The organism is Microbacterium sp. LjRoot205 (assembly GCF_056175745.1).
Genome location: NZ_JBGFFH010000009.1, coordinates 101,613 through 120,941, shown reverse-complemented (window position 1 = coordinate 120,941; position 19,329 = coordinate 101,613). Strand labels below are relative to the sequence as shown.

At 68.6% G+C, this 19,329-nt stretch carries 21 protein-coding genes; 8 read left to right on the top strand and 13 right to left on the bottom strand.

Annotation, left to right across the window (positions count from 1 at the left end; translation table 11 throughout):
* Positions 1-27: 27 nt before the first annotated feature.
* From AC04ME_RS16185 to AC04ME_RS16175, 3 genes are all read right to left on the bottom strand, one after another.
* Entirely contained in the window at positions 28-990 is a 963-nt protein-coding gene (locus AC04ME_RS16185) for an endonuclease/exonuclease/phosphatase family protein (RefSeq protein ID WP_475436005.1), read from the bottom strand.
* A gap of 94 nt (positions 991-1,084) precedes the next feature.
* Complete coding sequence (locus AC04ME_RS16180) at positions 1,085-2,407, bottom strand: bifunctional o-acetylhomoserine/o-acetylserine sulfhydrylase (RefSeq protein WP_042541900.1); 1,323 nt, start codon at positions 2,405-2,407, stop codon at positions 1,085-1,087.
* 142 nt (positions 2,408-2,549) lie between these two features.
* A complete protein-coding gene (locus AC04ME_RS16175; protein WP_475436003.1) occupies positions 2,550-3,140 on the bottom strand; it encodes a TetR/AcrR family transcriptional regulator in 591 nt (196 codons plus the stop codon).
* A gap of 33 nt (positions 3,141-3,173) precedes the next feature.
* Here AC04ME_RS16175 and AC04ME_RS16170 point away from each other — a divergent pair, with 33 nt between their 5' ends.
* From AC04ME_RS16170 to AC04ME_RS16155, 4 genes are read left to right on the top strand one after another with little or no spacing between them, the layout of a single operon-like run.
* On the top strand, positions 3,174-4,127 hold the full coding sequence (locus AC04ME_RS16170; protein ID WP_475436001.1) for a DMT family transporter: 954 nt from the start codon (positions 3,174-3,176) through the stop codon (positions 4,125-4,127).
* Positions 4,128-4,153: 26 nt separating this feature from the next.
* Complete coding sequence (locus AC04ME_RS16165) at positions 4,154-4,936, top strand: SDR family oxidoreductase (protein WP_475435999.1); 783 nt, start codon at positions 4,154-4,156, stop codon at positions 4,934-4,936.
* A gap of 3 nt (positions 4,937-4,939) precedes the next feature.
* Complete coding sequence (locus AC04ME_RS16160; RefSeq protein WP_042541896.1) at positions 4,940-5,650, top strand: uracil-DNA glycosylase; 711 nt, start codon at positions 4,940-4,942, stop codon at positions 5,648-5,650.
* Between the two features lie 4 nt (positions 5,651-5,654).
* Positions 5,655-6,272 (top strand): GNAT family N-acetyltransferase, encoded by a 618-nt coding sequence (locus AC04ME_RS16155; RefSeq protein ID WP_042541895.1) that lies wholly within the window; start codon positions 5,655-5,657, stop codon positions 6,270-6,272.
* Between the two features lie 9 nt (positions 6,273-6,281).
* On the opposite strand, the gene AC04ME_RS16150 is transcribed toward AC04ME_RS16155, so the two are convergent.
* The 6 genes from AC04ME_RS16150 to AC04ME_RS16125 form a co-directional block, all read right to left on the bottom strand.
* Positions 6,282-7,076: an ABC transporter ATP-binding protein gene (locus AC04ME_RS16150; protein WP_311879370.1), complete on the bottom strand. Its 795-nt coding sequence runs from the start codon at positions 7,074-7,076 to the stop codon at positions 6,282-6,284.
* Complete coding sequence (locus tag AC04ME_RS16145; RefSeq protein WP_042541894.1) at positions 7,073-7,864, bottom strand: ABC transporter ATP-binding protein; 792 nt, start codon at positions 7,862-7,864, stop codon at positions 7,073-7,075. The genes AC04ME_RS16150 and AC04ME_RS16145 overlap by 4 nt, the downstream gene beginning before the upstream one ends.
* The gene (locus AC04ME_RS16140; protein WP_475435996.1) at positions 7,861-8,727 is read right to left on the bottom strand and encodes an ABC transporter permease; all 867 of its coding nucleotides are present in this window, start codon (positions 8,725-8,727) and stop codon (positions 7,861-7,863) included. Before AC04ME_RS16140 ends, AC04ME_RS16145 begins: the two co-directional genes overlap by 4 nt.
* Positions 8,727-9,674, bottom strand: coding sequence for an ABC transporter permease (locus AC04ME_RS16135; protein ID WP_042541892.1), 948 nt, complete (start codon positions 9,672-9,674; stop codon positions 8,727-8,729). Before AC04ME_RS16135 ends, AC04ME_RS16140 begins: the two co-directional genes overlap by 1 nt.
* Before the next feature lie 13 nt (positions 9,675-9,687).
* A complete protein-coding gene (locus AC04ME_RS16130) occupies positions 9,688-11,208 on the bottom strand; it encodes an ABC transporter substrate-binding protein (protein WP_475435994.1) in 1,521 nt (506 codons plus the stop codon).
* Between the two features lie 93 nt (positions 11,209-11,301).
* Positions 11,302-12,228, bottom strand: coding sequence for an alpha/beta fold hydrolase (locus tag AC04ME_RS16125; protein WP_475435992.1), 927 nt, complete (start codon positions 12,226-12,228; stop codon positions 11,302-11,304).
* 171 nt (positions 12,229-12,399) lie between these two features.
* On the opposite strand from AC04ME_RS16125, the gene AC04ME_RS16120 reads away from it, so the two are divergent.
* The 3 genes from AC04ME_RS16120 to AC04ME_RS16110 are packed head-to-tail and all read left to right on the top strand — an operon-like array spanning position 12,400 to position 14,099.
* The gene (locus tag AC04ME_RS16120; protein WP_042541889.1) at positions 12,400-12,876 is read left to right on the top strand and encodes a carboxymuconolactone decarboxylase family protein; all 477 of its coding nucleotides are present in this window, start codon (positions 12,400-12,402) and stop codon (positions 12,874-12,876) included.
* Positions 12,873-13,595, top strand: a complete 723-nt coding sequence (locus AC04ME_RS16115) for a tyrosine-protein phosphatase (RefSeq protein ID WP_042541888.1) — start codon at positions 12,873-12,875, stop codon at positions 13,593-13,595. Before AC04ME_RS16120 ends, AC04ME_RS16115 begins: the two co-directional genes overlap by 4 nt.
* A gap of 33 nt (positions 13,596-13,628) precedes the next feature.
* Positions 13,629-14,099 carry an SIP domain-containing protein gene (locus AC04ME_RS16110; RefSeq protein ID WP_042541887.1) on the top strand — a complete coding sequence of 157 codons (471 nt, stop codon included), beginning with the start codon at positions 13,629-13,631 and terminating at the stop codon, positions 14,097-14,099.
* Between the two features lie 95 nt (positions 14,100-14,194).
* Here AC04ME_RS16110 and AC04ME_RS16105 read toward each other — a convergent pair whose 3' ends face one another.
* The 4 genes from AC04ME_RS16105 to AC04ME_RS16090 all read right to left on the bottom strand — a co-directional run bounded on the left by AC04ME_RS16105 (position 14,195) and on the right by AC04ME_RS16090 (position 18,356).
* Entirely contained in the window at positions 14,195-14,641 is a 447-nt protein-coding gene (locus tag AC04ME_RS16105) for a hypothetical protein (RefSeq protein ID WP_042541886.1), read from the bottom strand.
* Positions 14,638-15,441, bottom strand: a complete 804-nt coding sequence (locus AC04ME_RS16100) for an arginase family protein (RefSeq protein ID WP_079112611.1) — start codon at positions 15,439-15,441, stop codon at positions 14,638-14,640. Before AC04ME_RS16100 ends, AC04ME_RS16105 begins: the two co-directional genes overlap by 4 nt.
* Positions 15,442-15,508: 67 nt before the next feature.
* Positions 15,509-16,252 carry a PspA/IM30 family protein gene (locus AC04ME_RS16095; RefSeq protein WP_042541884.1) on the bottom strand — a complete coding sequence of 248 codons (744 nt, stop codon included), beginning with the start codon at positions 16,250-16,252 and terminating at the stop codon, positions 15,509-15,511.
* A gap of 55 nt (positions 16,253-16,307) precedes the next feature.
* Positions 16,308-18,356 carry a TPM domain-containing protein gene (locus tag AC04ME_RS16090; protein WP_475435988.1) on the bottom strand — a complete coding sequence of 683 codons (2,049 nt, stop codon included), beginning with the start codon at positions 18,354-18,356 and terminating at the stop codon, positions 16,308-16,310.
* Positions 18,357-18,478: 122 nt separating this feature from the next.
* On the opposite strand from AC04ME_RS16090, the gene AC04ME_RS16085 reads away from it, so the two are divergent.
* Positions 18,479-19,318: a DUF3097 domain-containing protein gene (locus AC04ME_RS16085; RefSeq protein WP_042541882.1), complete on the top strand. Its 840-nt coding sequence runs from the start codon at positions 18,479-18,481 to the stop codon at positions 19,316-19,318.
* Positions 19,319-19,329 lie beyond the last annotated feature (11 nt).

Sequence of the window (19,329 nt, the reverse complement as noted above, 5' to 3'; positions counted from 1 at the left end):
CCGCCGGCGGATCCGCCGTGCGCGGCCTCAGAAGCCGAGCGTCGTCACGGTCGCCAGGTGGTCGCTGCTGCCGGCCCGCATCGTCGTGGAGCCGAGCACGGCCAGGCCGCGCACGAAGACGTGGTCGATCCTGGCGAGCGGCAGAGCGGCAGGCCAGGTGAACCCGAGGGTGCCGTCGGTCGGTCGGACCCAGTCGAGCTGCGACCGCGCGGCAGCCAGGGCCGGGTCGGAGGAGGCGGCGTTGAAGTCGCCCACGACGACGATCGACTCGGCGCTGTCTGCAGCGACGGCATCGGCGATGCCGGACAGCATCGCGTCTCGGTCGTCCTGCACTCCTGGCCGCACGGAGGCCGCATGCATGACGTACACGGCGACGTCCGCATCCGGCGCGCTCACCACCACGCGCAGCGCGCGCTTCCAGTCGAGACCGAGCGACAGCGCCTGAGCGTCGGCGATGGGGAGGCGGCTCCAGACCGCGACCGTGCCGATCGCGTAGGAGTGCGGGTAGTCGGCGGCGAGCGTGTCACGGGCGGCGGCGAGGCTGTCGGCATCGAGCTCCGTCAGCGCGATGACGTCGGCACCGGAGGCGGCGAGGTCCGCTGCGGATTCCGCTGCGCCGCCGGAGTGCGCGCGCACGTTCTGGCTGACGATCTCGACGGTGGACGTCCCGTCGGGGGCACCCGATGCGAAACCAGGGGTGGAGGGCGCGATCGCCAGCACCCAGACGAGGATGGGCACGAGCAGCACCAGGACGACGCGGCGGGCGCGGATCAGTGCGATCGCCGACAGGACTCCGAGCGCGAGGCCGCACCAGGGAAGGAGCGCGGCGGCCGCGGTTCCCACGACTCCGGGGATCCAGACGCCCACGACCATGATCAGCACCACGAGACCTGTGACGGCGATGATGCGCCCCGCGCGCGCGTTCGAGCGTCGGTGTGTCGGCGAATTCGTCGTGGCGGTGATCGTGGGCTCCTCGGGCAGGCTTCCCATTGTCGACGGAGCTGTCTGTGCACGGGCCGTGCGTGCCCCGAACGAGCAGATGCCCCGAGCCGAAGCCCAGGGCACCTGCAGTGTCGACGGAGGGTCAGGCGCGAGCGGCCTCCGACACACGGCGAGCCGCGCCGAGCGCCTCGTCGAGGTCGGCCTTGAGGTCGTCGATGTTCTCGATGCCGACCGACAGGCGCACCAGGCCGGGCGTGACGCCGGCGGTGAGCTGCTGCTCGGGAGTGAGCTGTGCGTGCGTGGTCGACGCCGGGTGGATCACGAGCGAGCGCACGTCGCCGATGTTCGCGAGGTGGCTGAAGAGCGACAGGCTGTTCACGAACTCGCGACCGGCCTCGACGCCGCCCTTGAGCTCGAAGGACAGCACCGCTCCGACGCCCTTGGGGGCGTAGTGGTTCGCCTTGGCGTACCAGGGGGAGGAGGGCAGGCCCGAGTAGTTGACCGACGCGACATCGTCGCGGCCGTCGAGCCACTCGGCGATCTCCTGGGCGTTCTGCACGTGGCGCTCGATGCGCAGCGAGAGGGTCTCGATGCCCTGGATGAGGTTCCAGGCGCTCTGCGGTGCGATGGCCGAGCCGAGGTCGCGGAGCAGCTGCACGCGGGCCTTGATGATGTAGGCGAGCGGGTCGCCGACGGCAGCGGTGTAGCTGGCGCCGTGGTACGAGGGGTCGGGCACGGTGAGCCCGGGGAACTTCTCGACGTTCTTCGACCACTCGAAGGTGCCGCCGTCGATGATCGCGCCGCCGATGGTGGTGCCGTGGCCGCCGAGGAACTTCGTCACGGAGTGCACGACGATGTCGGCGCCGTGCTCGAACGGGCGGATCAGGTACGGGGTCGCGATCGTGTTGTCCACGATCAGCGGCACGCCGCCCTCGTGCGCCACGTCTGCGACGGTGCGGATGTCGAGGATGTTGATCTGCGGGTTGCCGATGGTCTCCGCGAAGAACAGCTTGGTGTTCGGGCGGATGGCGCGGCGCCACTCCTCGGGGTCGTCCTGGTTCTCGACGAACGTGACCTCGATGCCGAGCTTCGCGAGCGTGTACTTGAACAGGTTGTAGGTGCCGCCGTAGATCGAGCTCGATGACACGATGTGGTCGCCGGCCTCGGCGATGTTGAGCACGGCGAACGTCGATGCAGCCTGACCGCTGGCGAGGACGAGGGCGCCGGTGCCCCCCTCGAGTGCCGCGAGGCGCTGCTCCAGGACGTCCTGGGTCGGGTTCTGGATGCGGGTGTAGATGTTGCCGAACTCGGCCAGAGCGAACAGGTTCGCCGCGTGGTCGGCACTGTCGAACACGTAGGACGTGGTCTGGTAGATGGGCGTTGCGCGGGCCTTGGTCACCGGGTCGGGAGCAGCTCCGGAGTGGATCTGCTTCGTCTCGAAACGCCAGGTCTCGGGTGCGGACATGTGTTCCCCCTGGAACTGTTGGAAGGTCGGTTCGACTGATGTCGTTGATGCGACAGTACGGAATGTCGGAGGCTGTCAACAGCGGGTGGGAAATGTGACGTAATGAAGTCGGGCCGAACCCGCGGGCCGACGAGCCGGGGGATCAGGCCTGACCGAGCAGTCGCCCCGCCCACGTGCGCGCGATCACGAACGGTTCGGCGAACGTCGTCATCCCGACCGTCACGATCGCACCCTCGTACAGCAGCATCATCGCCTGCGCCATCGCACGGGGATCGGCCATTCCCGCGTCGGCGCAGAGCTCCTCGAACACGTCGAGCAGCCAGGCCTTCTGACGTGACACCTCGGGGAACACAGGGTGGTCGTCGTCGCCGTCTCCGATCTCCGCGCGCGCGTTGATCGCGCTGCATCCCTTCGGGCTGTTCTCGTCGGACCAGGTGATGGCGGCGTCGAAGATCGCGAGCACACGATCAGGGCCGGGCTCGGGAACGCGGGAGAGGTGGGCGGCCACGTGGTCGCGCCACCGAGCGTCGCGGTGCTGGAGGTAGGAGACGACGAGCGCCTCCTTCGATCCGAAGCGGTCGTAGAGCGTCTTCTTCGTGACTCCGGCCGCCTCGGCGATCGTGTCCACTCCGACCGCATGGATGCCGCGTTCGTAGAACAGCCGCGAGGCGGCGTCGAGAACGCGCTGCCCTCCGGGGGTGAGCGGGGCGAGCTCGGGAACGGGCTGCGTCATGTATTTGACTATACCAGTCTGTATAGTCAACACATGAGTAAACAGATCGGTCTACTTCGTTCGGTGGTCACTGTCGCCGCCGCCGTGGCCTTCATCGTGACCTGGAGTTCGGGATTCATCATTCCTGCGTACGCCACGGTGGACGTGTCGCCGCTCACGCTCCTCGTGTGGCGGTTCGTGCCGCTGGCCGTCCTTCTCCTCGCCGTGCTCCGTCTCTCGGGCGGAGCGAAGGGGCTGAACATTCGCGACGTGCGCACGCAGGCCACGATCGGACTCTTCGCGCAGTTCGGATACTGTGTCGCGGTCTACGGCGCCGTGGCGGCCGGCATCGCCACAGGCACGGTGGCGCTGATCGACGCGGTGCAGCCACTCGTCGTGGCCGTCCTCGTCGGACCCGTGCTCGGTCTGCGAGTGCGAGGTGCGCAATGGGCAGGGCTCGTGATCGGAGCGGTCGGCGTGCTCCTCGTGGTGCGTTCTCAGTTCGGGTCCTCCGAGGCGCCTGCGATGGCGTATCTGCTGCCGGCCGTGGCGATGGTCTGCCTCATCATCGGCACCCTGCTGCAGCGGAAGTCGGCGGTGAAGAGCGGCGTGCTCCTCACCCTGACCATCCATGTGACGGTGACCGCGGTGCTGCTGCTCGTCATCGCGGGGGTGACCGGAACCCTGCTCCCGCCGGCGTCGGCCTCGTTCTGGCTCGCTGTCGCGCTCACCGCGCTGTTCCCGACACTCGCCGCCTACGGCCTGTACTGGTGGTTGCTGCGGCGGGTGGGGATCACGGCGTTGCAGGCTCTGCTCTTCCTGATCGCCCCGGCGACGTCACTCGCCGGCAGCATCCTGCTGGGAGAGCCGATGACGGTCGTCACGGTCGGAGGGTTCATCCTGTGCGGGATCGGTGTCGCGGTGGTGCTCACAAGCGAGGCGAGATCGCCCGAGACGACCGCATCGTCGGCCCGAAAGCGCGACGTGGCGGTGCGTGAGGCGAGATAGTGGCCGGAACATCGTACGGTGGAGGCATGGTGAACAGGCGTGCAGTCGTGACAGGTGCGAGCTCGGGTATCGGACAGGCCACGGTGCGTGCGCTGCGCGCGCGTGGCTGGGGAGTCGTCGGAGTCGCACGACGTGCGTCCCGGTTGGCGGCGCTCTCGGCGGAGACGGGTGCCTCGACGATCGCGTGCGACCTGACCGACCCGGAAGCCGTGGCAGCGCTGGTCACGGAGCTCGAGGCCTCGGGGCCCGTGCATGCGCTCGTGCAGGTCGCCGGCGGAGCACGGGGGACGGACCGCGTCGAGAACGCCTCGATCGACGACTGGCAGTGGATGTACGACGCCAACGTGCTCTCGAGCCAGCGACTGGTCGCCGGTCTCCTGCCCCTGCTGAGGCGGGCGGCCGCGGCGGACGGGCACGCCGACACGGTGTTCGTGACGTCGACGGCCGCACAGGTGGCCTACCCCGGCGGAGGCGGCTACAACGCGGCCAAGGCTGCGCAGGCGATGCTGGTGCACGCGCTTCGACTCGAGCTGAACGGCGAGCCGATCCGAGTCGCCGAGATCGCCCCCGGCATGGTGCACACCGAGGAGTTCACGCTCAACCGGCTGGGCGGCGACTCGGTCGCCGCGGAGGCCGTGTACTCGGGCGTCGAGGCGCCGCTGCAGGCGGAAGACGTCGCCGACGTGATCGCCTACGCGCTGGATGCTCCCGGCCACGTGAACCTCGACCTCATCACGATGCGACCCGTCGCGCAGTCCGCGAATCATCTGCTCGCCCGCGGACCGCTGCGCGTGCGACCGATCGACTGAACGATGACTGCGCGAACTCTTGCCGAGCTCGCCGACGACGGTCTCATCGATCCGGGGTGGGCCGACGCACTCGCGCCGGCTCAGCAGACGATCACCGCTCTCGGCGAGCGACTGCGCGACGAGCAGGCTGCGGGGCGGGGCTATCTTCCCGCGGGGGATCATGTGCTCCGTGCGTTCGAACGCCCGCTCTCGGACGTCAAGGTGCTCATCACCGGTCAGGACCCCTATCCGACTCCCGGGCATCCGATCGGCCTGTCTTTCGCGGTCGACCGAGACGTGCGCCCCCTGCCACGCAGTCTCGGCAACATCTACGCCGAGCTCGAGAGCGACCTCGGCATCCCTCCGGCGCCGCACGGGGACCTGACCGCGTGGAGCGACCAGGGGGTGCTGTTGCTGAACCGCGTGCTGACGGTGCGTCCTGGCGAGGCCGGATCCCATCGCCGCTGGGGGTGGGAGCAGGTCACCGAGCTCGCGATCCGCGCTCTCGTCGCCCGTGACCGGCCGCTCGTCGCGATCCTCTGGGGAAAGGACGCCGCGAACCTCCAGCCGCTGCTCGGCGACACCCCTGTGATCGTGTCAGCGCACCCGTCGCCGCTGTCCGCCCGTCGGGGGTTCTTCGGCTCCCGCCCGTTCTCCCGCGCGAACGCGCTGCTCGAAGGGCTCGGTGCGAGCCCGGTCGACTGGCGCATCGGCGGCGAGCCCCCTCTAAGCTGATCGCATGCAGTTCGAGCCCGGTGATCGCCGCCGTGTGCTGCCGCGCCATCTGCGCCCGCAGCCGGAACCCGAGGTGTTCTCGTACTCGATCCGCCCCGCACGGTCGGGCGATCTGCCGTACGTGCGCGAGATCTACAACCATTTCGTCAGCAACTCGGTCGTCACCCTCGATGAACGGCGCAGCAGCATCCCCTATTGGCGGGAGAAGTTCGCGCTGCTGAGCAAGCTGGGCCTGCCCTTCCTGGTGGCGGTCTCGCCGGCGGGAGTCGTGATCGGATACGCGCTGGCGCAGCCGTGGGCGGGCAAGAACGCCTATCGGTACACCGTCGAGGACTCGATCTACCTCGGACCGGGGGCCGGCGGCAAAGGACTCGGGGTCGCACTGCTGCAGGCGCTCATCGACGCATGCGAGCAGCTCGGCATCCGCGAGATGGTGGCCGTGATCAGCGACACCAAGGCAGACGCATCGATACGTCTGCACGCGAAGCTCGGATTCGTCGAAGCCGGGCGCATGGGTCGAGTCGGACACAAGTTCGGCCGCGACCTCGGCACCGTCTACATGCGACGCGCCCTGCGCCCGAGCCGTCGACGGAAGTTCTTCAGCTTGAGCTCCGGGCGCTGAGAATCGCGCTCATGCCGGGGGAGCGGGGATGACCGGGATCGCCGCGAGCAGCGTCTTCGTGTAGTCCTGCGTCGGACGCAGCAGCACGTCTGCGGTGGTTCCTCGCTCGACGACGCTCCCGTCCTTCATCACGACGACGGCGTCGCAGAGGTTCTGCACCACGCCGATGTCGTGCGACACCAGGACGAGCGTGAGGTCGGCGGTGCGTCGCAGCTCGATCAGGAGCTCGAGGATCTGAGCGCGGACGGTCACATCGAGCGCCGACAGCGGCTCGTCGCCGACGAGGATGCGCGGACGGTGGACGATGGCCCTGGCCAACGCGATGCGCTGCCGCTGCCCGCCCGAGAACTCGTGCGGGTATCGATCGCCCATCTCGGGCTCCAGACCCACCTGCTCGAGCACTTCGCGCACCCTGGCTCGGTGATCTTCGTCGATGCCGAGCGCCCACAGCGGCTCGCGGACGATCTGCGCCGCGGTCATCCTCGGGTCCAGCGATGCGTAGGGGTCCTGGAACACGAGACCGGTCTGACGGCGCAGCCAGTGCAGGGACCGCGCGGATGCCGTGGCATCCACCGCTCTCCCGTCGACCGTGACGGTGCCGGACGTCGGGCGGTCGAGACCGAGGAGCAGCCTGACGAGGGTGGACTTGCCCGATCCGGATTCGCCGATGATGCCGACGGACGATCCCTCGACGATGTCGAGATCGGTCGGCGCCAGCGCGGTCTGGCGCCGGGTGCGCTCGAACGTCGAACGCTTCGGGATCACGAAGTCGCGCCGCAGCGACCGCGCCTCGATGAGACTCATCGCGCACCTCCTTCAGGACGCCAGAGCGTCGCGGTGGCGTCGCGGAGGAGCCCCTGTGTGATCGGCGACGCCGGGGCGGTGAGGAGCGTGCTCACGGGGGCAGCCTCGACGACCCGACCGTCTTCGAGGACGACGCCACGGGTCGCGACCTGCGCCAGCACCGCCAGGTCGTGCGTGATGAACATGAGGGACATGCCCTGTTCCTCGACGAGGTTCAACAGCAGCGACAGGATCTCGGCCTGGATGGTGACGTCGAGAGCGGTCGTCGGCTCATCGGCGATGAGCAGGCGTGGCCGGCATGCGAGCGCGATCGCGATCGCGACACGCTGCCGCTGACCGCCGGACAGCTGATGCGGATAGCGATCGACGATCGATGCGGGATCGGGCAGCCGCACGCGCGCAGCCTCCTGGATCGCACGCTCGCGGGCTTCCCGCCGACCGATGCCCTCATGGATGCGGATCGACTCGGCGATCTGCCTGCCGATCGTGCGGATCGGGTTCAGGGCGGTGCGGGGCTCCTGGAACACGATCCCGATCTCGTCTCCGCGCAGTCTCGCGAGCTCGCGGTCGGGGAGTCCGATCAGCTCTGTGCCGTTCCAGCGGATGCTGCCGCTCGCGACCGCACCCTCGGGGAGCAGACCGAGCACCGCGAGGGCGGTGAGCGACTTACCGGAGCCGGACTCACCGATCAGGCCGAGACGGGATCCGTCCGGCACCTCGAACGAGATGCCGTCGACGACGGGGCGTCCGTCGATGCGGACGACGAGGTCCGTCACCTCGAGGGTCATGCGATCACCGCGGGTGTGTGGATCTCGGCCGCGCGGTGACGCAGCGTGGGGTCGGTGGCCTCGCGCAGGCCGTCACCGAGGAGGTTGAGCGCCAGCACGGTGATCGTGATCGCGAGCCCCGGCCAGATGACCGAGAGCGGATGCACGCCGATGTAGCGCTGCAGGTCGGCGAGCAGGAGTCCCCAGCTCGGCTCCGTGACCGAGGCGCCGAAACCGAGGTACGACAGGCCGGCCTCGGCGAGCACCGCGACCGCCATCGACCACGAGAGCTGCACGATGAACACGGGGGCGACGTTCGGAAGAAGGTGGCGAGCGAGGCTCTGTCCGGTCGTGAGGCCGGACGCCCGAGCGGCGAGGACGAAGTCGCTCTGCTGCACGCGGCGCAGCTCGGGCCTCGTGACGCGGGCGATGTTGACGCCGAAGCCGATGCCGACCGACCAGATCACCACCCACAGCGAGCCGCCCCAGACCGACGAGATCATCATGGCGATCAGCAGCACGGGGAAGGCGATCAGGATGTCGACGAGCACTGCCACCGTCTCTCGCAGCCAGCGGGCGGTGAGCGCTCCGAGCGCGGCCAGGGAGATGCCGACCAAGGTCGCGATGACGCCGGCGCCCATGCTGACGAAGACCGTCGTGCGAGCACCTGCCATGAGCAGGCTGAGGATGTCACGGCCCGTGTCGTCGGTGCCGAGCAGATGAGGCCAGCTCGGGACCGACCAGCGAGCGCGCAGGTCGGACTCCTGGGGATCGAACGGGGTCCAGAACAGCGAGACGAGTGCGGTGAGCGCGACGACGGCGACGACGATCACGCCGAATCGACCTGTGGCGGATCGCGCCAGTCTCGGAAGCCAGCCGGGCATCAGGCCTCCCTCTGGCGCGGATCGATCGCGCGATGGATCAGGTCGACGAGGAATCCGACCACGAGCACGAATCCGGTGAGGACGAGGAGTTCGCTCTGCACCTTGATGAGGTCTCGGGTGCCGACGTCGGCCACCAGCATCCGTCCGATCCCGGGAAGTGTGAAGAGCTGTTCGATGACAACAGACCCGACGATGATCCCGGCGATCTGGAGTCCCAGCACGGTGATGATCGACAGGCCCACTGCGGGGATGCCGTGCGAGATGAGGGCGCGGGTGCGGGTGAGGCCCTTGGCGGCCGCCGTGCGGACGAAGTCCTGGCCTGCCGCCTGCAGGGTGGCGCTGCGGACGAACCGCATGAGCATCGCCCCCTCGACGATGCCGATCGTGAGAGCGGGCAGGAGGAGCGACTCGATCGCCTTCCACGGCGTGCTCCACCCCGTGCGGGGAAACCCCTGCGGCGGAAGCCAGCCGAGCCAGACCGAGAAGACGACGATGAGCATCATCCCCGCCCAGACGACCGGCACGGCGGCGAGGGCCTGTGCGCCGACGCTGAGGGCGGTGCCTCCGCGGCCGCCGCGCCGCACGGCTGACAGGATGCCGAACGGCACCGCGATGAGCACGGCGATCAGGAGGGCCAGGATGCCGAGGGGAACCGTGACCTGCGCCTTCTCGAGCAGCTCCTCGCCGACCGATGCACCGGAGAGCAGAGACGTGCCGAGATCACCGCGGAAGAGGCCCCCGATCCACTCGGCGTATTGCGCGGGGAGGGGACGGTTGAGGCCCAGCGATTCTCGGAGCGCCTCGACCTCGGCGGGGGAGGCCTGGGTTCCGGCGATCAGCTGCGCGACGTCGCCGGGGAAGACCCGCAAGGTGAGGAAGATCACCGCACTCGAGACGAGGAGCCCTGCGATGAGCAGGGCTCCTCGGACGAGCGCGTAGCGGATCACGAAGTGCGCGTCGTCACTTCTCGGTGGCGACGGTGACGCCGGCCAGGTTGATGCGCGAGTTGATCGAGTCCTCGGGGAACCCGGTGACCAGCGGGCTCACGGCCGTGATCGTCGCACCGTTGTACAGCCAATCCGCCGCGTGATCCTCGGAGACGATCCGCGCGGCCTCGGCGAGCAGGTCCGCGGACTTGTCGGGGTCGACCTCGGCCATAGCCTCGGTGTAGAGGTCCTGCACCTCGGCGTTGTCGTAGCCGAAGTAGTATTCGGGATTCGCGAAGTTGCCGAAGTCGCGCGGCTCGACGTGCAGCACGAAGCTCAGGTCGTAGTCGTGGTTGGTGTAGACGTCCTCCAACCAGGCCGGGAACTCGACCGAGTCGACGTCGAGGGTGACTCCGACCTTCTGGAAGTCGGAGATGAGGACCTTCGGAACCGTGGTTCCATAGAAGTTCGGGATCGTCAGGGTGAGCTCGAGGTCTTCCTGCCCGGCCTCGGCGAGCAGCTCCTTGGCCTTCTCGGGGTCGTAGGAGACGACGTCAGAGAGGTCTTCATAACCGGGGTCCAGTTCGGGAATCGGTCCGTAGAGGGTCGAGCCCGCGCCGACAGCCTCGACCAGAGCCTCGTGGTCGATCGCGAGGCGCAGCGCTTCGCGCACCCGGACGTCGTCGAGGGGCGCCTTGGCGTTGTTGAACGCGAGCGTCGCCTTGTCGGTGGTGCGGCCGGTCGTGAGAGTGAAGTCGCCGGACTCCTCGAGCTGCGGGGCGAGATTCGGATCCACCGCTGTGAGCACCTGGACGCCGCCATCGAGAGCAGCGTTCACCCCGGCCGTGAAGTCGGGGATGTACTGGAACTCGACCTCGGCGACGCCCGCAGGCTCGCCCCAGTAGGCCTCGTTGCGGGCGAACGTGATGGCGCTGCCCTTGTTCCACCGCGTGAGGGTGAAGGGACCTGTGCCGTTCTCGGCCGTCTTGAGATCGGTCGTATCGCCGGTCTGGAACACGAGACCGGCAGGACCGGTCAGTGAGAACAGGAAGTTCTGGTTCGGCGCCGTCAACACGATCTGCACCGTGGTCGGGTCCGGTGCGGTGATCGAGGCCACCGAGGCGAACTCGGCATTGCCCTGCAGCGTCGCGTCGGTGCGCACAGCCTCGTAGGAGGAGACCACATCGGCGGAGGTGAGCGCGGTTCCGCTGTGGAAGGTGATGCCCTCGTTCAGCGTGAAGGTGTAGGTGAGTCCGTCTTCGGAGACCTCGTAGTCGGAGGCGAGTCGCGGCACGATCTCGTTCTCCTGCGTGCGGCTGATGAGACCCTCGTAGATGTTGTCGATCAGGATCTGCTCCAGCGCTGCGCCGCTGGTGTGACGGATGTCGAGGTTGGTGGGCTCGAGGACGAGGCCGACCTGCAGCGTCGCGTCCGGATCAGGCTCTCCGACCGGTTCGGTGGTCTCGGGCTCTGCGGCACCTGCGCAGGCAGTGAGGACGATGGCGCTCGCCGCGATCGCGGAGATCAGCGCGAGTCGTCGCGTACGTCGGAACATGGGGTGTTTCCTCTCGGTGCGGCAGTTGCTGTGTGCCGTTGGATCGAGCCTAGGGATGTGTCAGGGCATGAGGGCGGAATGTGGAACGGAACGTCACATTCCGCGAGAAGCGAGGGATGAGGAGATCAGCGACGCCAGCTCGGCGGGTGCGGTCTCCTGGACGTTGTGCGTGGCCTGGACGGCAATGACGCGGGCGTGGGGCAGGCGCTCGCCGAACTCCTTCGCGTCCGCCTCGCTCACGAAGCCGTCGATGGCGCGGACGAGCGTCACCGGGGCCGTCGTCTTCGACAGATCCTGCCATCCGGTCGTGTGCAGCAGTGACGGCGCCGAGTCGTCTCCGGGGCCGTGGGCTGCCAGTGTCTGAGCGGCGAGGTGCGCGAAATGGTGCTTCCACTCGACGCGGCCGTCGTCGCGCACACGGGTGTTGAGGAATACCCCGCGCTCGGTGTCGGAGCGGGCGCCCCCGAAACCGAAGGAGATCGCGCGGTCGACGAGCTCGTCGCGGGTCTCGAAATCGGTGGGTCCGGCGTAGAACTCGCGCAGGGCGGCTGGTCCGGCCGAGGTGTCGATGCCGGGAGTGATGTCGACGACGATCAGCTCGGACACGAGCTCGGGGCGGGCTGCAGCGAGGGCGGCGCCGGTGAGGCCGCCGAGCGACTGGCCCACGACCAGCTGCGCTCCGTCGGTCCAGGCGTCGAGTGCTGCCGCGACGTCGACCGCGAGCGTGCGAGGGGTGTAGTCGACGTCGCTGCGCCATGATGAATCGCCGTGTCCGGCGAGGTCGATCGCGAGCACCGGCTGCTGAAGGGCGAGCACCGTCGTGTCCCACGTGTGCGCGTTGAGGCCCGCGCCGTGCAGCAGCGTGACACGGGGCGTCTCTTCGCCGAACCGCAGAGCGCTGACGTGACGGCCGTCTGGGAGGGGCAGCGTCACGCGTCGGACGGATGGCACGGGGACTCCCATCGCCTGCGCCTGTGCGGGAAGATAGCTGAACTCGCTGGTGTCGATCGCCACTTGCATATTCTGCTCTGTTTTCGGGGCAGTGCGGAAATGCAGGAGCAATGTGTCAACGCAGGTTGCGGTGAAGAGTGTCATTGCGCAAGCCGGATGCGGATGACTGTTGTCATTCTGCATTCGTCTGCGTGGAAAGCGACTCGCCGGGACGATTGCGCAACGGAATATCATTGAGGCATGAGCGAGACGCGAGTGCACCTCTCCAAGACCGAGCCAGCGGCCTATCAGGCCCTCGACGCCTTCGCCCGTACGGTCGGTGACATCTGTGCAGCGAACGGCATCGACGATCGGCTCAAGGAGATCGTGATGATCCACTCCTCGCAGCTGAACGGATGCAGCTACTGCACGCGCCTGCACGTCGACAGAGCCCTCAAGGCCGGCATCGACACGGACACGCTGATGCAGATCGCGACCTGGCGTGAGAGCGACGTGTTCAGCGACCGCGAGGAGGCCGCGCTCGAGCTCGCGGAGGCTTTCACGTTCATCTCCGAAGAGGGCATCTCCGACGAGGTCTACGACCGCGTCGGCGGAGTCTTCACCGAGAAGGAGTACGCGGCACTGAGCTGGGCCTGCGTCTCGATCAACGCCTTCAACCGGGTCGTCATCGCCGGACGATACCCCGTCCCGCCCCGCGCCCCACAGGCGCAGGCATGAGCGTCCTCGACATCGACGGCGTCAACAACTTCCGCGACGTCGGCGGACTCCCCGCAGACGGCGGGCGGATCCGCTCGGGGATGCTGCTGCGATCAGGCCAGCTCTCCGCCGCCACCACGGCGGGCGTGAACGAGGTTCGTCGTCGCGTCGCGCACATCGTCGACCTCCGCGACGGCGAAGAGGTCGCTGCGGAGCCGACCGAGATCGAAGGGCCGGACACCACCCACCTTCCGCTCTTCCTCGGATCCGTGCGTTCGTTCTTCGAGACGGACACGAGCCTGGAAGACCTCTATCTCCACCTTCTCGAGGAGAGCGGAGAGCGGCTCGTCGCCGCCATCCGGATCATCGCCGCCGGCGAGCCGACCCTGATCCACTGCACGGTGGGCAAGGATCGCACCGGGGTGACGGTCGCTCTGGCGCTCGCCGCGGTCGGCGCCGACCGCGACGCGATCATCGAGGACTATGCACTCACGGAGTCGCTGCTGCCGGCCGAGCGGTCGCATCGCATCGCCGCGTACCTGAGGTCGCAGCATCCGCAGGCGGTGCACGCGGTCGCGTTGGCCACGCAGTCGCCTGCGCCCGTGATGAGGGCGCTGCTCGAGCAGGTCGACGAGCGGTGGGGCTCGGCCGCCGGCTACCTTCGCGCGAACGGCATGACGGATCAGGAGCTCGAGGCTCTTCGGGCGGCGCTCGTGGAAGAAGTTGCTGAGCAAGGTTAGGCAACCCTTCGCGTCCTGTATGATGGATGCATCATGGAGACCTTCCTCGAGACCCGCAGCACGCGTGCCGAGCGCCGCGCCGCACGTCGTCGCGCTCACCACCTGGTGACCGCCGACGAGCATTCGCTCGCCGAACTCGAGGTCTTCCTCACGACTCTGCCGCTGTGCGCATCGGGCCGGATCTTCATCGAGGTCGCCGACGCATCGGACATCGGCGTGATCGACGCTCCCGGACGCATGACCGTCACCTGGCTCGCTCGAGCCCAGCGATCGGGAGCACCCGGAACCGGGCGGGCCTGCGCGCCCGGACAGGCGCTCGCGCGAGCAACCTGCGCCTGGGCTGACGAGATGCTCTGCGACGACGAGCTCGAGACCCACATCACCCTTCTCGGCGGCTACCTCGGCACGGCCGACATCGTCGAGCACCTGACCGGCACCCTCGACATCCAGCCCGCTCAGATCTACGCCCCCGAACGGTTCGGACTTCTTCCCGTCGACCGCTGAGGGCTCTGCCCGTCTACGGCTGATGGCTCTGCCTGTGTGCAGCTGAGAGCTCTGCCCTCTACGGATCAGGGCTCTGCCCGTCTACGGCTGCCCGTCTACGGCTGAGGGCGGCTGCGGCGGACGTAGTTGCCGTCTTCGAGGCCCGCTTCGATCTCGAAGCGGTTGTGCAGGGGATCCCGGCCTGCGAAGAGATAGAGCACCGGAAGCAGGAATCCATAGCGCAGCCACTGTGCTTTGTGCACCGCCTCGTGGCGCAGCATCGCGTCGCTGGGTCGGGCGTCACCGGTGAGGAAGCAGCCGCCCACGCAGACCCCGCCGCGATTGAACGTCCAGTTCGGCATCCCTCGGAACACCCAGAGGCCTGCTCGTCGTTCCACGGGGCCCGTGCTCCACAGTGAGCCCCAGATCCAGCCGACCGCCGTGCCCCACCAGTATCCGATCCGACTGACCGGCGAGCGGAGGAGGAACGAGGGGATTCTCCGGTCGAGTCGTCGACCGCGCGCCAGGGCGAGCTCGGCAGCGGGCCGCCAGTCAGCCGTCATGCGACAGCACCGACGAGGCGGAGCAGCGCTCCCAGGTCGTCGACCGCATCGGCGGGCGACCGCGGGGCGAATCCGGCGATGGTCGCGCCGGCCAGCGGCACGCGTGACCGCAGCGCGCGGATCGCTGCGCTGAGGGCCGCAGGCGCGAGCCCGAACGGGGCAGGGGAGGAGACGCCGGCGATCTCGGCGGGATCGAGCACGTCGACGTCGATGTGCACCCATACGCGGCGTGCGCCGGTCGCCTCGACCGCGTCGGCCAGGGCATCAGGCGAGTCGAGATCTTCGACGGAGAGCTGCGTGAGTCCGTCGAGAGCAGTGACCTCGGCATCGTCGAGATTGCGCATGCCCACCGTGACCACCCGATCGCGTGCGATTCCGGGCGCGAGCGTGAGCTGAGGTTCTCCCTCGCCCAGCACGGCTCGGAGCGCCATGCCCGAGAACGCGCCGGAGGGGGAGGTGTCGGGCGTGTGCATATCGGCATGGGCGTCGCACCACACGACGGCGAGGTCATCGGTGCCGCCGGGGAGAGCCGCCAGGGCGGCGACCGTCACGCTGCAGTCGCCGCCGATGATCACCGTGTCGGCCGTCATGCTCGCATCGACGAGTTCTCTGGTGCGAAGAAGCGCGCTGAGGCGTCGAACGCCCGTGCCCAGGGACTCGCCCGCCTCCACCGGCACATCGAGCACGGTGGTCGCCGCGCGCGGAAGATCGCCGGCGATCGCCGAGGCGCCGTCGACGAGGAGCATCGCGCGCGGGGCAGGGGAGCCCTGCCATTGCGGGACGACGAGGAAACGCACCATGGGTGCCTCCAGCTGTGAAGAGGAGCGGGTGCCTCGGACACGAGGATCCGAGGCACCCGCAGGTGTATCAGGAGCCTTCGATGGCCTGACGAGGGGCGGAGCCGCCCGCCTTCAGCTCGGCGAGACGAGCCTCGACCTCGGTGAGCTCACCGAGGTCTTCGAGGCTCTCGAACTGCGCGTCGAGGCTGGAGGCCGCGAGTTCGATCTTGCCCTGGGCAAGGGCCTCCTGGCGGCGGACCTTGTCTTCGAAACGGCCCAGCTCGCTGGTGGGGTCGAGGACGTTGATCGACGAGACCGCGTCCTGGACCTTCGTCTGCGCCTCGGCGACCTTCGCGCGGGCGAGCAGCTCGCTGCGCTTGTTCTTGAGCTCGCCGAGCTTGTCCTTCATGCCGTTGAGGCCGGACTTGAGCTTGTCGACGATCTCGGTCTGTGCCGCGATCTGGGGCTCGGCCCCGGTCGCCTCGCGCTCGGCACTGATCTGACGCTGAAGAGCGATCTTCGCGAGGTTGTCGAACTTGTCGGCGTCGGCCGCGTCGCCCTTGGTGCGCATCTCGTCGGCCTTGCGGCTGGCGGCGAGGGCCTTGTTGCCCCACTCGGTGGCCGCCTGGACGTCTTCTTCGTGGTCGCGCTCGAGCAGGCGCAGGTTGCCGATGGTCTCTGCGATGGCCGACTCCGCATCGGCGATGCTGTTCGTGTAGTCGCGAACCAGCTGGTCGATCATCTTCTGCGGGTCTTCCGCAGAGTCCAGGAGGGAGTTGATGTTCGCGCGGACGAGGGTCGAGATACGTCCGAAGATGGACTGCTTGGTCATGCGTGGTTCCTTTCAGAGGGTCGGACTCGATGTCTGGGGCCGATGTGTGTGCGGTTCAGAAGCGTCGTCCTCCCGAACGGCCGCTGCGGCCACTGGAGCGGCTGCCGCCGCCTCCGCCGAAACCGGAGCTGCGGAAACCGCCGCCTCCGCTGGAGCGCCAGCTGCTGCTGCGGGAGGAGCCACCGCCGCCTCCACCACCGGAGAGCAGACCGCCGATGATGCCGCCGAGGATGTCGCCGCCGAGGCCCGAGCCGCCGGAACCGGATCCGCCGAAGATGCTGCCGCCTCCGCCGCCCCAGCTGTCGTTCTGGTAGCGGCTCGGATTCATCGCCTCGACGTCGGCCTGCGCGGACGACGTGGCCTGACGGACGAGATCGAGCGAGCGACCGGCTTCGGTGAGCGCCGCCACGGGGTCGGTCGCGCGCAGGTTCAGTGCCTGGGTGAGGGAGGCCTCGGCCTGCGACAGCCGGGTTCGTGCGGTCGACCCGACCGTGCCGCGGCGCGTCTCGATGTACTCACGGGTCGCGCGGATCTCGGAGCCGGCCTGGGTCAACGTCTGCTCGAGCATCTGCTGGGCTCGACGGGCACGCTCCGCGGCCTGCGTGCCCTGGGCGATCGCGGCATCGATCTGCGTGTTCGCGGCAGTGAGGGCGTCGAGCACCCGCCGGGGGTCGCGTGAGGCTCCGGCGAGGCCGGTCTGGGCCAGCTGCAGCTGGCGGACGGTCGCCGTGGCGACCGAGGCGATCGCTCCGTCAGGGTCTGGCAGCTGCTGCGCGGCGGCGACGTCTGCCTGCAGCTCGGTCACCAGGGCCTGCGCCTGCGCTTCGATGTCCGTCAGCTCGGAGCCGAGCGCGGTGATCGCCTGAACCAGCTGAGCCGCCTGTGCGACGGACTGCTCGGCCGTGCGGATTGCGAAGGCGGCCTCGCCCGACCTTCCCGCGGCGATCGCCTGTGCTGCGGCCTCGATCGAACGGTCTGCGAGCAGCGCGCGCTCCTGGGCCTGCGCCGGGTTGTCTGCGACGGTCGACAGAGCCGTCGAGTCGTAGGTGTCGGCGAGAGCCGAGAGAGCAGCGGCCGCGCCGTCGAGGAGGGGCTGGAGCGCTGCCCGCTCACCTTTCACTCGCTCGAGCTCCTGCGGTGCATTCTGCTCGAGCTTGCGAAGGGCGTCGAACGCCTCGGTGTTCTCGTCGAGAACATCGTCGGTCTCGTCGCAGATCTGGATGATGCGGATGTGCCACGCGCGACGATCGTGGACGGTGTCCTCGATCTCGTCGTCGAGCTTCTGCTTGAGATCGAAGGCCTCCGACATCTTGGCCTTGGCGGTCTCGACGGCGCCGGTGAACGCCGAGGTGGCCGCTTCGCCGAACTGCGCGACGGCGAAGCCGAGCTCTTCCCGGCTCGAGGTGATCGCATCGTCGGCCTGCACGAGGGCAGCACCTGCCTGCGTCTGCACCTGCTCGTCGGTCAGAGTCGAGAACGGATCGTTCGGATCGGGCTTCTCCGGCATGGCCCCGCGCCTGCGTATCTCGGCGTTCCTCCGCGAGCGGCGTACGAGCGCGATGACGAGCCACACGACCAGGCCGAGTGCGATGACAGCGACCACGATCAGGGTGGCTCGCAGAGCGCCCGCCCCGCCGTCACCCTCGATCTCGTCGGCAGCGAGGACGATCATGCCCTCCCAGTCCTCCTGCGCGGCCAGGCCCTGGATCTTGTCTTCCACATCGTCGAGCTTGCTGTCGCTGAGCGGACCGTCGGGGGCGGCCGAGATGTAGTAGCTGCGTCCGTCCACCGCGATGGCGAGAAGATACTGCTCGGAGCCGAGGTTGTTGCTCTCTGCGACGGTGTCGGCCCAGGCGATGTTGTCGGACGGCGAGGTGAAGTCGTCGACGAGGACGACGAAGAGGTCGGAGGAGGAGTTGTCGCTGAGCGTCTGGAGTCGCGCCTCGACAGCATCCTCTTCGCTCGCGCTGAGGACGTCGGCGTCGTCGGTCACGTACCCCGAGTCGAGAGTGACCGGATCGGTCGCAGACGCGGCCGAGGCGGAGAACGCCCCTGCGGCCGCTGCCGCGGTCAGCGCGGCCAGCGCGAGCCACCGTGTCTTCATCGTGTTCCCTCCGACCGGCAGCCGAGCCCCATGGCACGAGTCTATGCACTGAGACCGACACGCGACAGCTTCCGAGCGGGGATAGCCGTTCGCCCTCAGCGGAGACACATACGCTGGATGGCATGGACGACAGGTATGGATCGGATGTGCTCGCGGCCGGCTGGCGTGAGCGCGCAGCGAAGCCGGTTCCTCAGGTTGCGGCCGAGCTCGATCTCGTCGTCGAGGTCGCGCAGGACGGATTCTGCGGAGCGGTCACGCGGGTGCAGGGCGGCAACGTCGAGCTCGAAGACCGAGTCGGGCGCAAGCGCCTCTTCCCCCTGGGCGGCGGGTTCCTGATCGACGGATCGCCTGTTCGCCTCACAGTCCCCGCAGCGAAGGAGCAGGGACTCCGGCGCACGGCATCCGGATCCTTCGTGGCCGCTGACCAGCGAGCCAGGGTCGCACTGCCCAGCCGCATCCTGGTGGAGGGCAAGCACGACGCCGAGCTCGTCGAGAAGGTGTGGGGCGCAGATCTGCGGGTCGAGGGCGTGGTCGTCGAGTTCCTGCAGGGAGTCGATCTGCTCGATGAGCTGCTCGCCGCCGAGCCGCCGACCGCCTCCCGGCGCTACGGGGTGCTCGTCGATCATCTCGTGCCGGGGTCGAAGGAGTCGCGCGTCGCCGATGCGGTCGCCCGCGGACCGCATGGAAAGCACGTACGCATCGTCGGCCATCCGTTCGTCGACGTCTGGCAGTGCGTCACCCCGCGGGCTCTCGGAATCGCGAAGTGGCCGGAGATCCCCCGGGGGACGGACTGGAAGACCGGGATCTGTCGTGCGTTCGGCTGGCCATACGAGACGCAGGGCGACACCGGTCGGGCCTGGCAGCACATCCTGTCGAAGGTGCATACGTATCGCGACCTCGAGCCCGCGCTCCTCGGCCGGGTCGAAGAGCTGATCGACTTCGTCACCGCGCCCGCGCCCTGATCCGCGGTCTG

Coding starts and splice junctions, on each gene's coding strand:
- AC04ME_RS16185 (WP_475436005.1), bottom strand. CDS start 990: ATGGGAAGCCTGCCCGAGGAGCCCACGATCACCGCCACGACGAATTCG.
- AC04ME_RS16180 (WP_042541900.1), bottom strand. CDS start 2,407: ATGTCCGCACCCGAGACCTGGCGTTTCGAGACGAAGCAGATCCACTCC.
- AC04ME_RS16175 (WP_475436003.1), bottom strand. CDS start 3,140: ATGACGCAGCCCGTTCCCGAGCTCGCCCCGCTCACCCCCGGAGGGCAG.
- AC04ME_RS16170 (WP_475436001.1), top strand. CDS start 3,174: ATGAGTAAACAGATCGGTCTACTTCGTTCGGTGGTCACTGTCGCCGCC.
- AC04ME_RS16165 (WP_475435999.1), top strand. CDS start 4,154: ATGGTGAACAGGCGTGCAGTCGTGACAGGTGCGAGCTCGGGTATCGGA.
- AC04ME_RS16160 (WP_042541896.1), top strand. CDS start 4,940: ATGACTGCGCGAACTCTTGCCGAGCTCGCCGACGACGGTCTCATCGAT.
- AC04ME_RS16155 (WP_042541895.1), top strand. CDS start 5,655: ATGCAGTTCGAGCCCGGTGATCGCCGCCGTGTGCTGCCGCGCCATCTG.
- AC04ME_RS16150 (WP_311879370.1), bottom strand. CDS start 7,076: ATGAGTCTCATCGAGGCGCGGTCGCTGCGGCGCGACTTCGTGATCCCG.
- AC04ME_RS16145 (WP_042541894.1), bottom strand. CDS start 7,864: ATGACCCTCGAGGTGACGGACCTCGTCGTCCGCATCGACGGACGCCCC.
- AC04ME_RS16140 (WP_475435996.1), bottom strand. CDS start 8,727: ATGCCCGGCTGGCTTCCGAGACTGGCGCGATCCGCCACAGGTCGATTC.
- AC04ME_RS16130 (WP_475435994.1), bottom strand. CDS start 11,208: ATGTTCCGACGTACGCGACGACTCGCGCTGATCTCCGCGATCGCGGCG.
- AC04ME_RS16125 (WP_475435992.1), bottom strand. CDS start 12,228: ATGCAAGTGGCGATCGACACCAGCGAGTTCAGCTATCTTCCCGCACAG.
- AC04ME_RS16120 (WP_042541889.1), top strand. CDS start 12,400: ATGAGCGAGACGCGAGTGCACCTCTCCAAGACCGAGCCAGCGGCCTAT.
- AC04ME_RS16115 (WP_042541888.1), top strand. CDS start 12,873: ATGAGCGTCCTCGACATCGACGGCGTCAACAACTTCCGCGACGTCGGC.
- AC04ME_RS16110 (WP_042541887.1), top strand. CDS start 13,629: ATGGAGACCTTCCTCGAGACCCGCAGCACGCGTGCCGAGCGCCGCGCC.
- AC04ME_RS16105 (WP_042541886.1), bottom strand. CDS start 14,641: ATGACGGCTGACTGGCGGCCCGCTGCCGAGCTCGCCCTGGCGCGCGGT.
- AC04ME_RS16100 (WP_079112611.1), bottom strand. CDS start 15,441: ATGGTGCGTTTCCTCGTCGTCCCGCAATGGCAGGGCTCCCCTGCCCCG.
- AC04ME_RS16095 (WP_042541884.1), bottom strand. CDS start 16,252: ATGACCAAGCAGTCCATCTTCGGACGTATCTCGACCCTCGTCCGCGCG.
- AC04ME_RS16090 (WP_475435988.1), bottom strand. CDS start 18,356: ATGAAGACACGGTGGCTCGCGCTGGCCGCGCTGACCGCGGCAGCGGCC.
- AC04ME_RS16085 (WP_042541882.1), top strand. CDS start 18,479: ATGGACGACAGGTATGGATCGGATGTGCTCGCGGCCGGCTGGCGTGAG.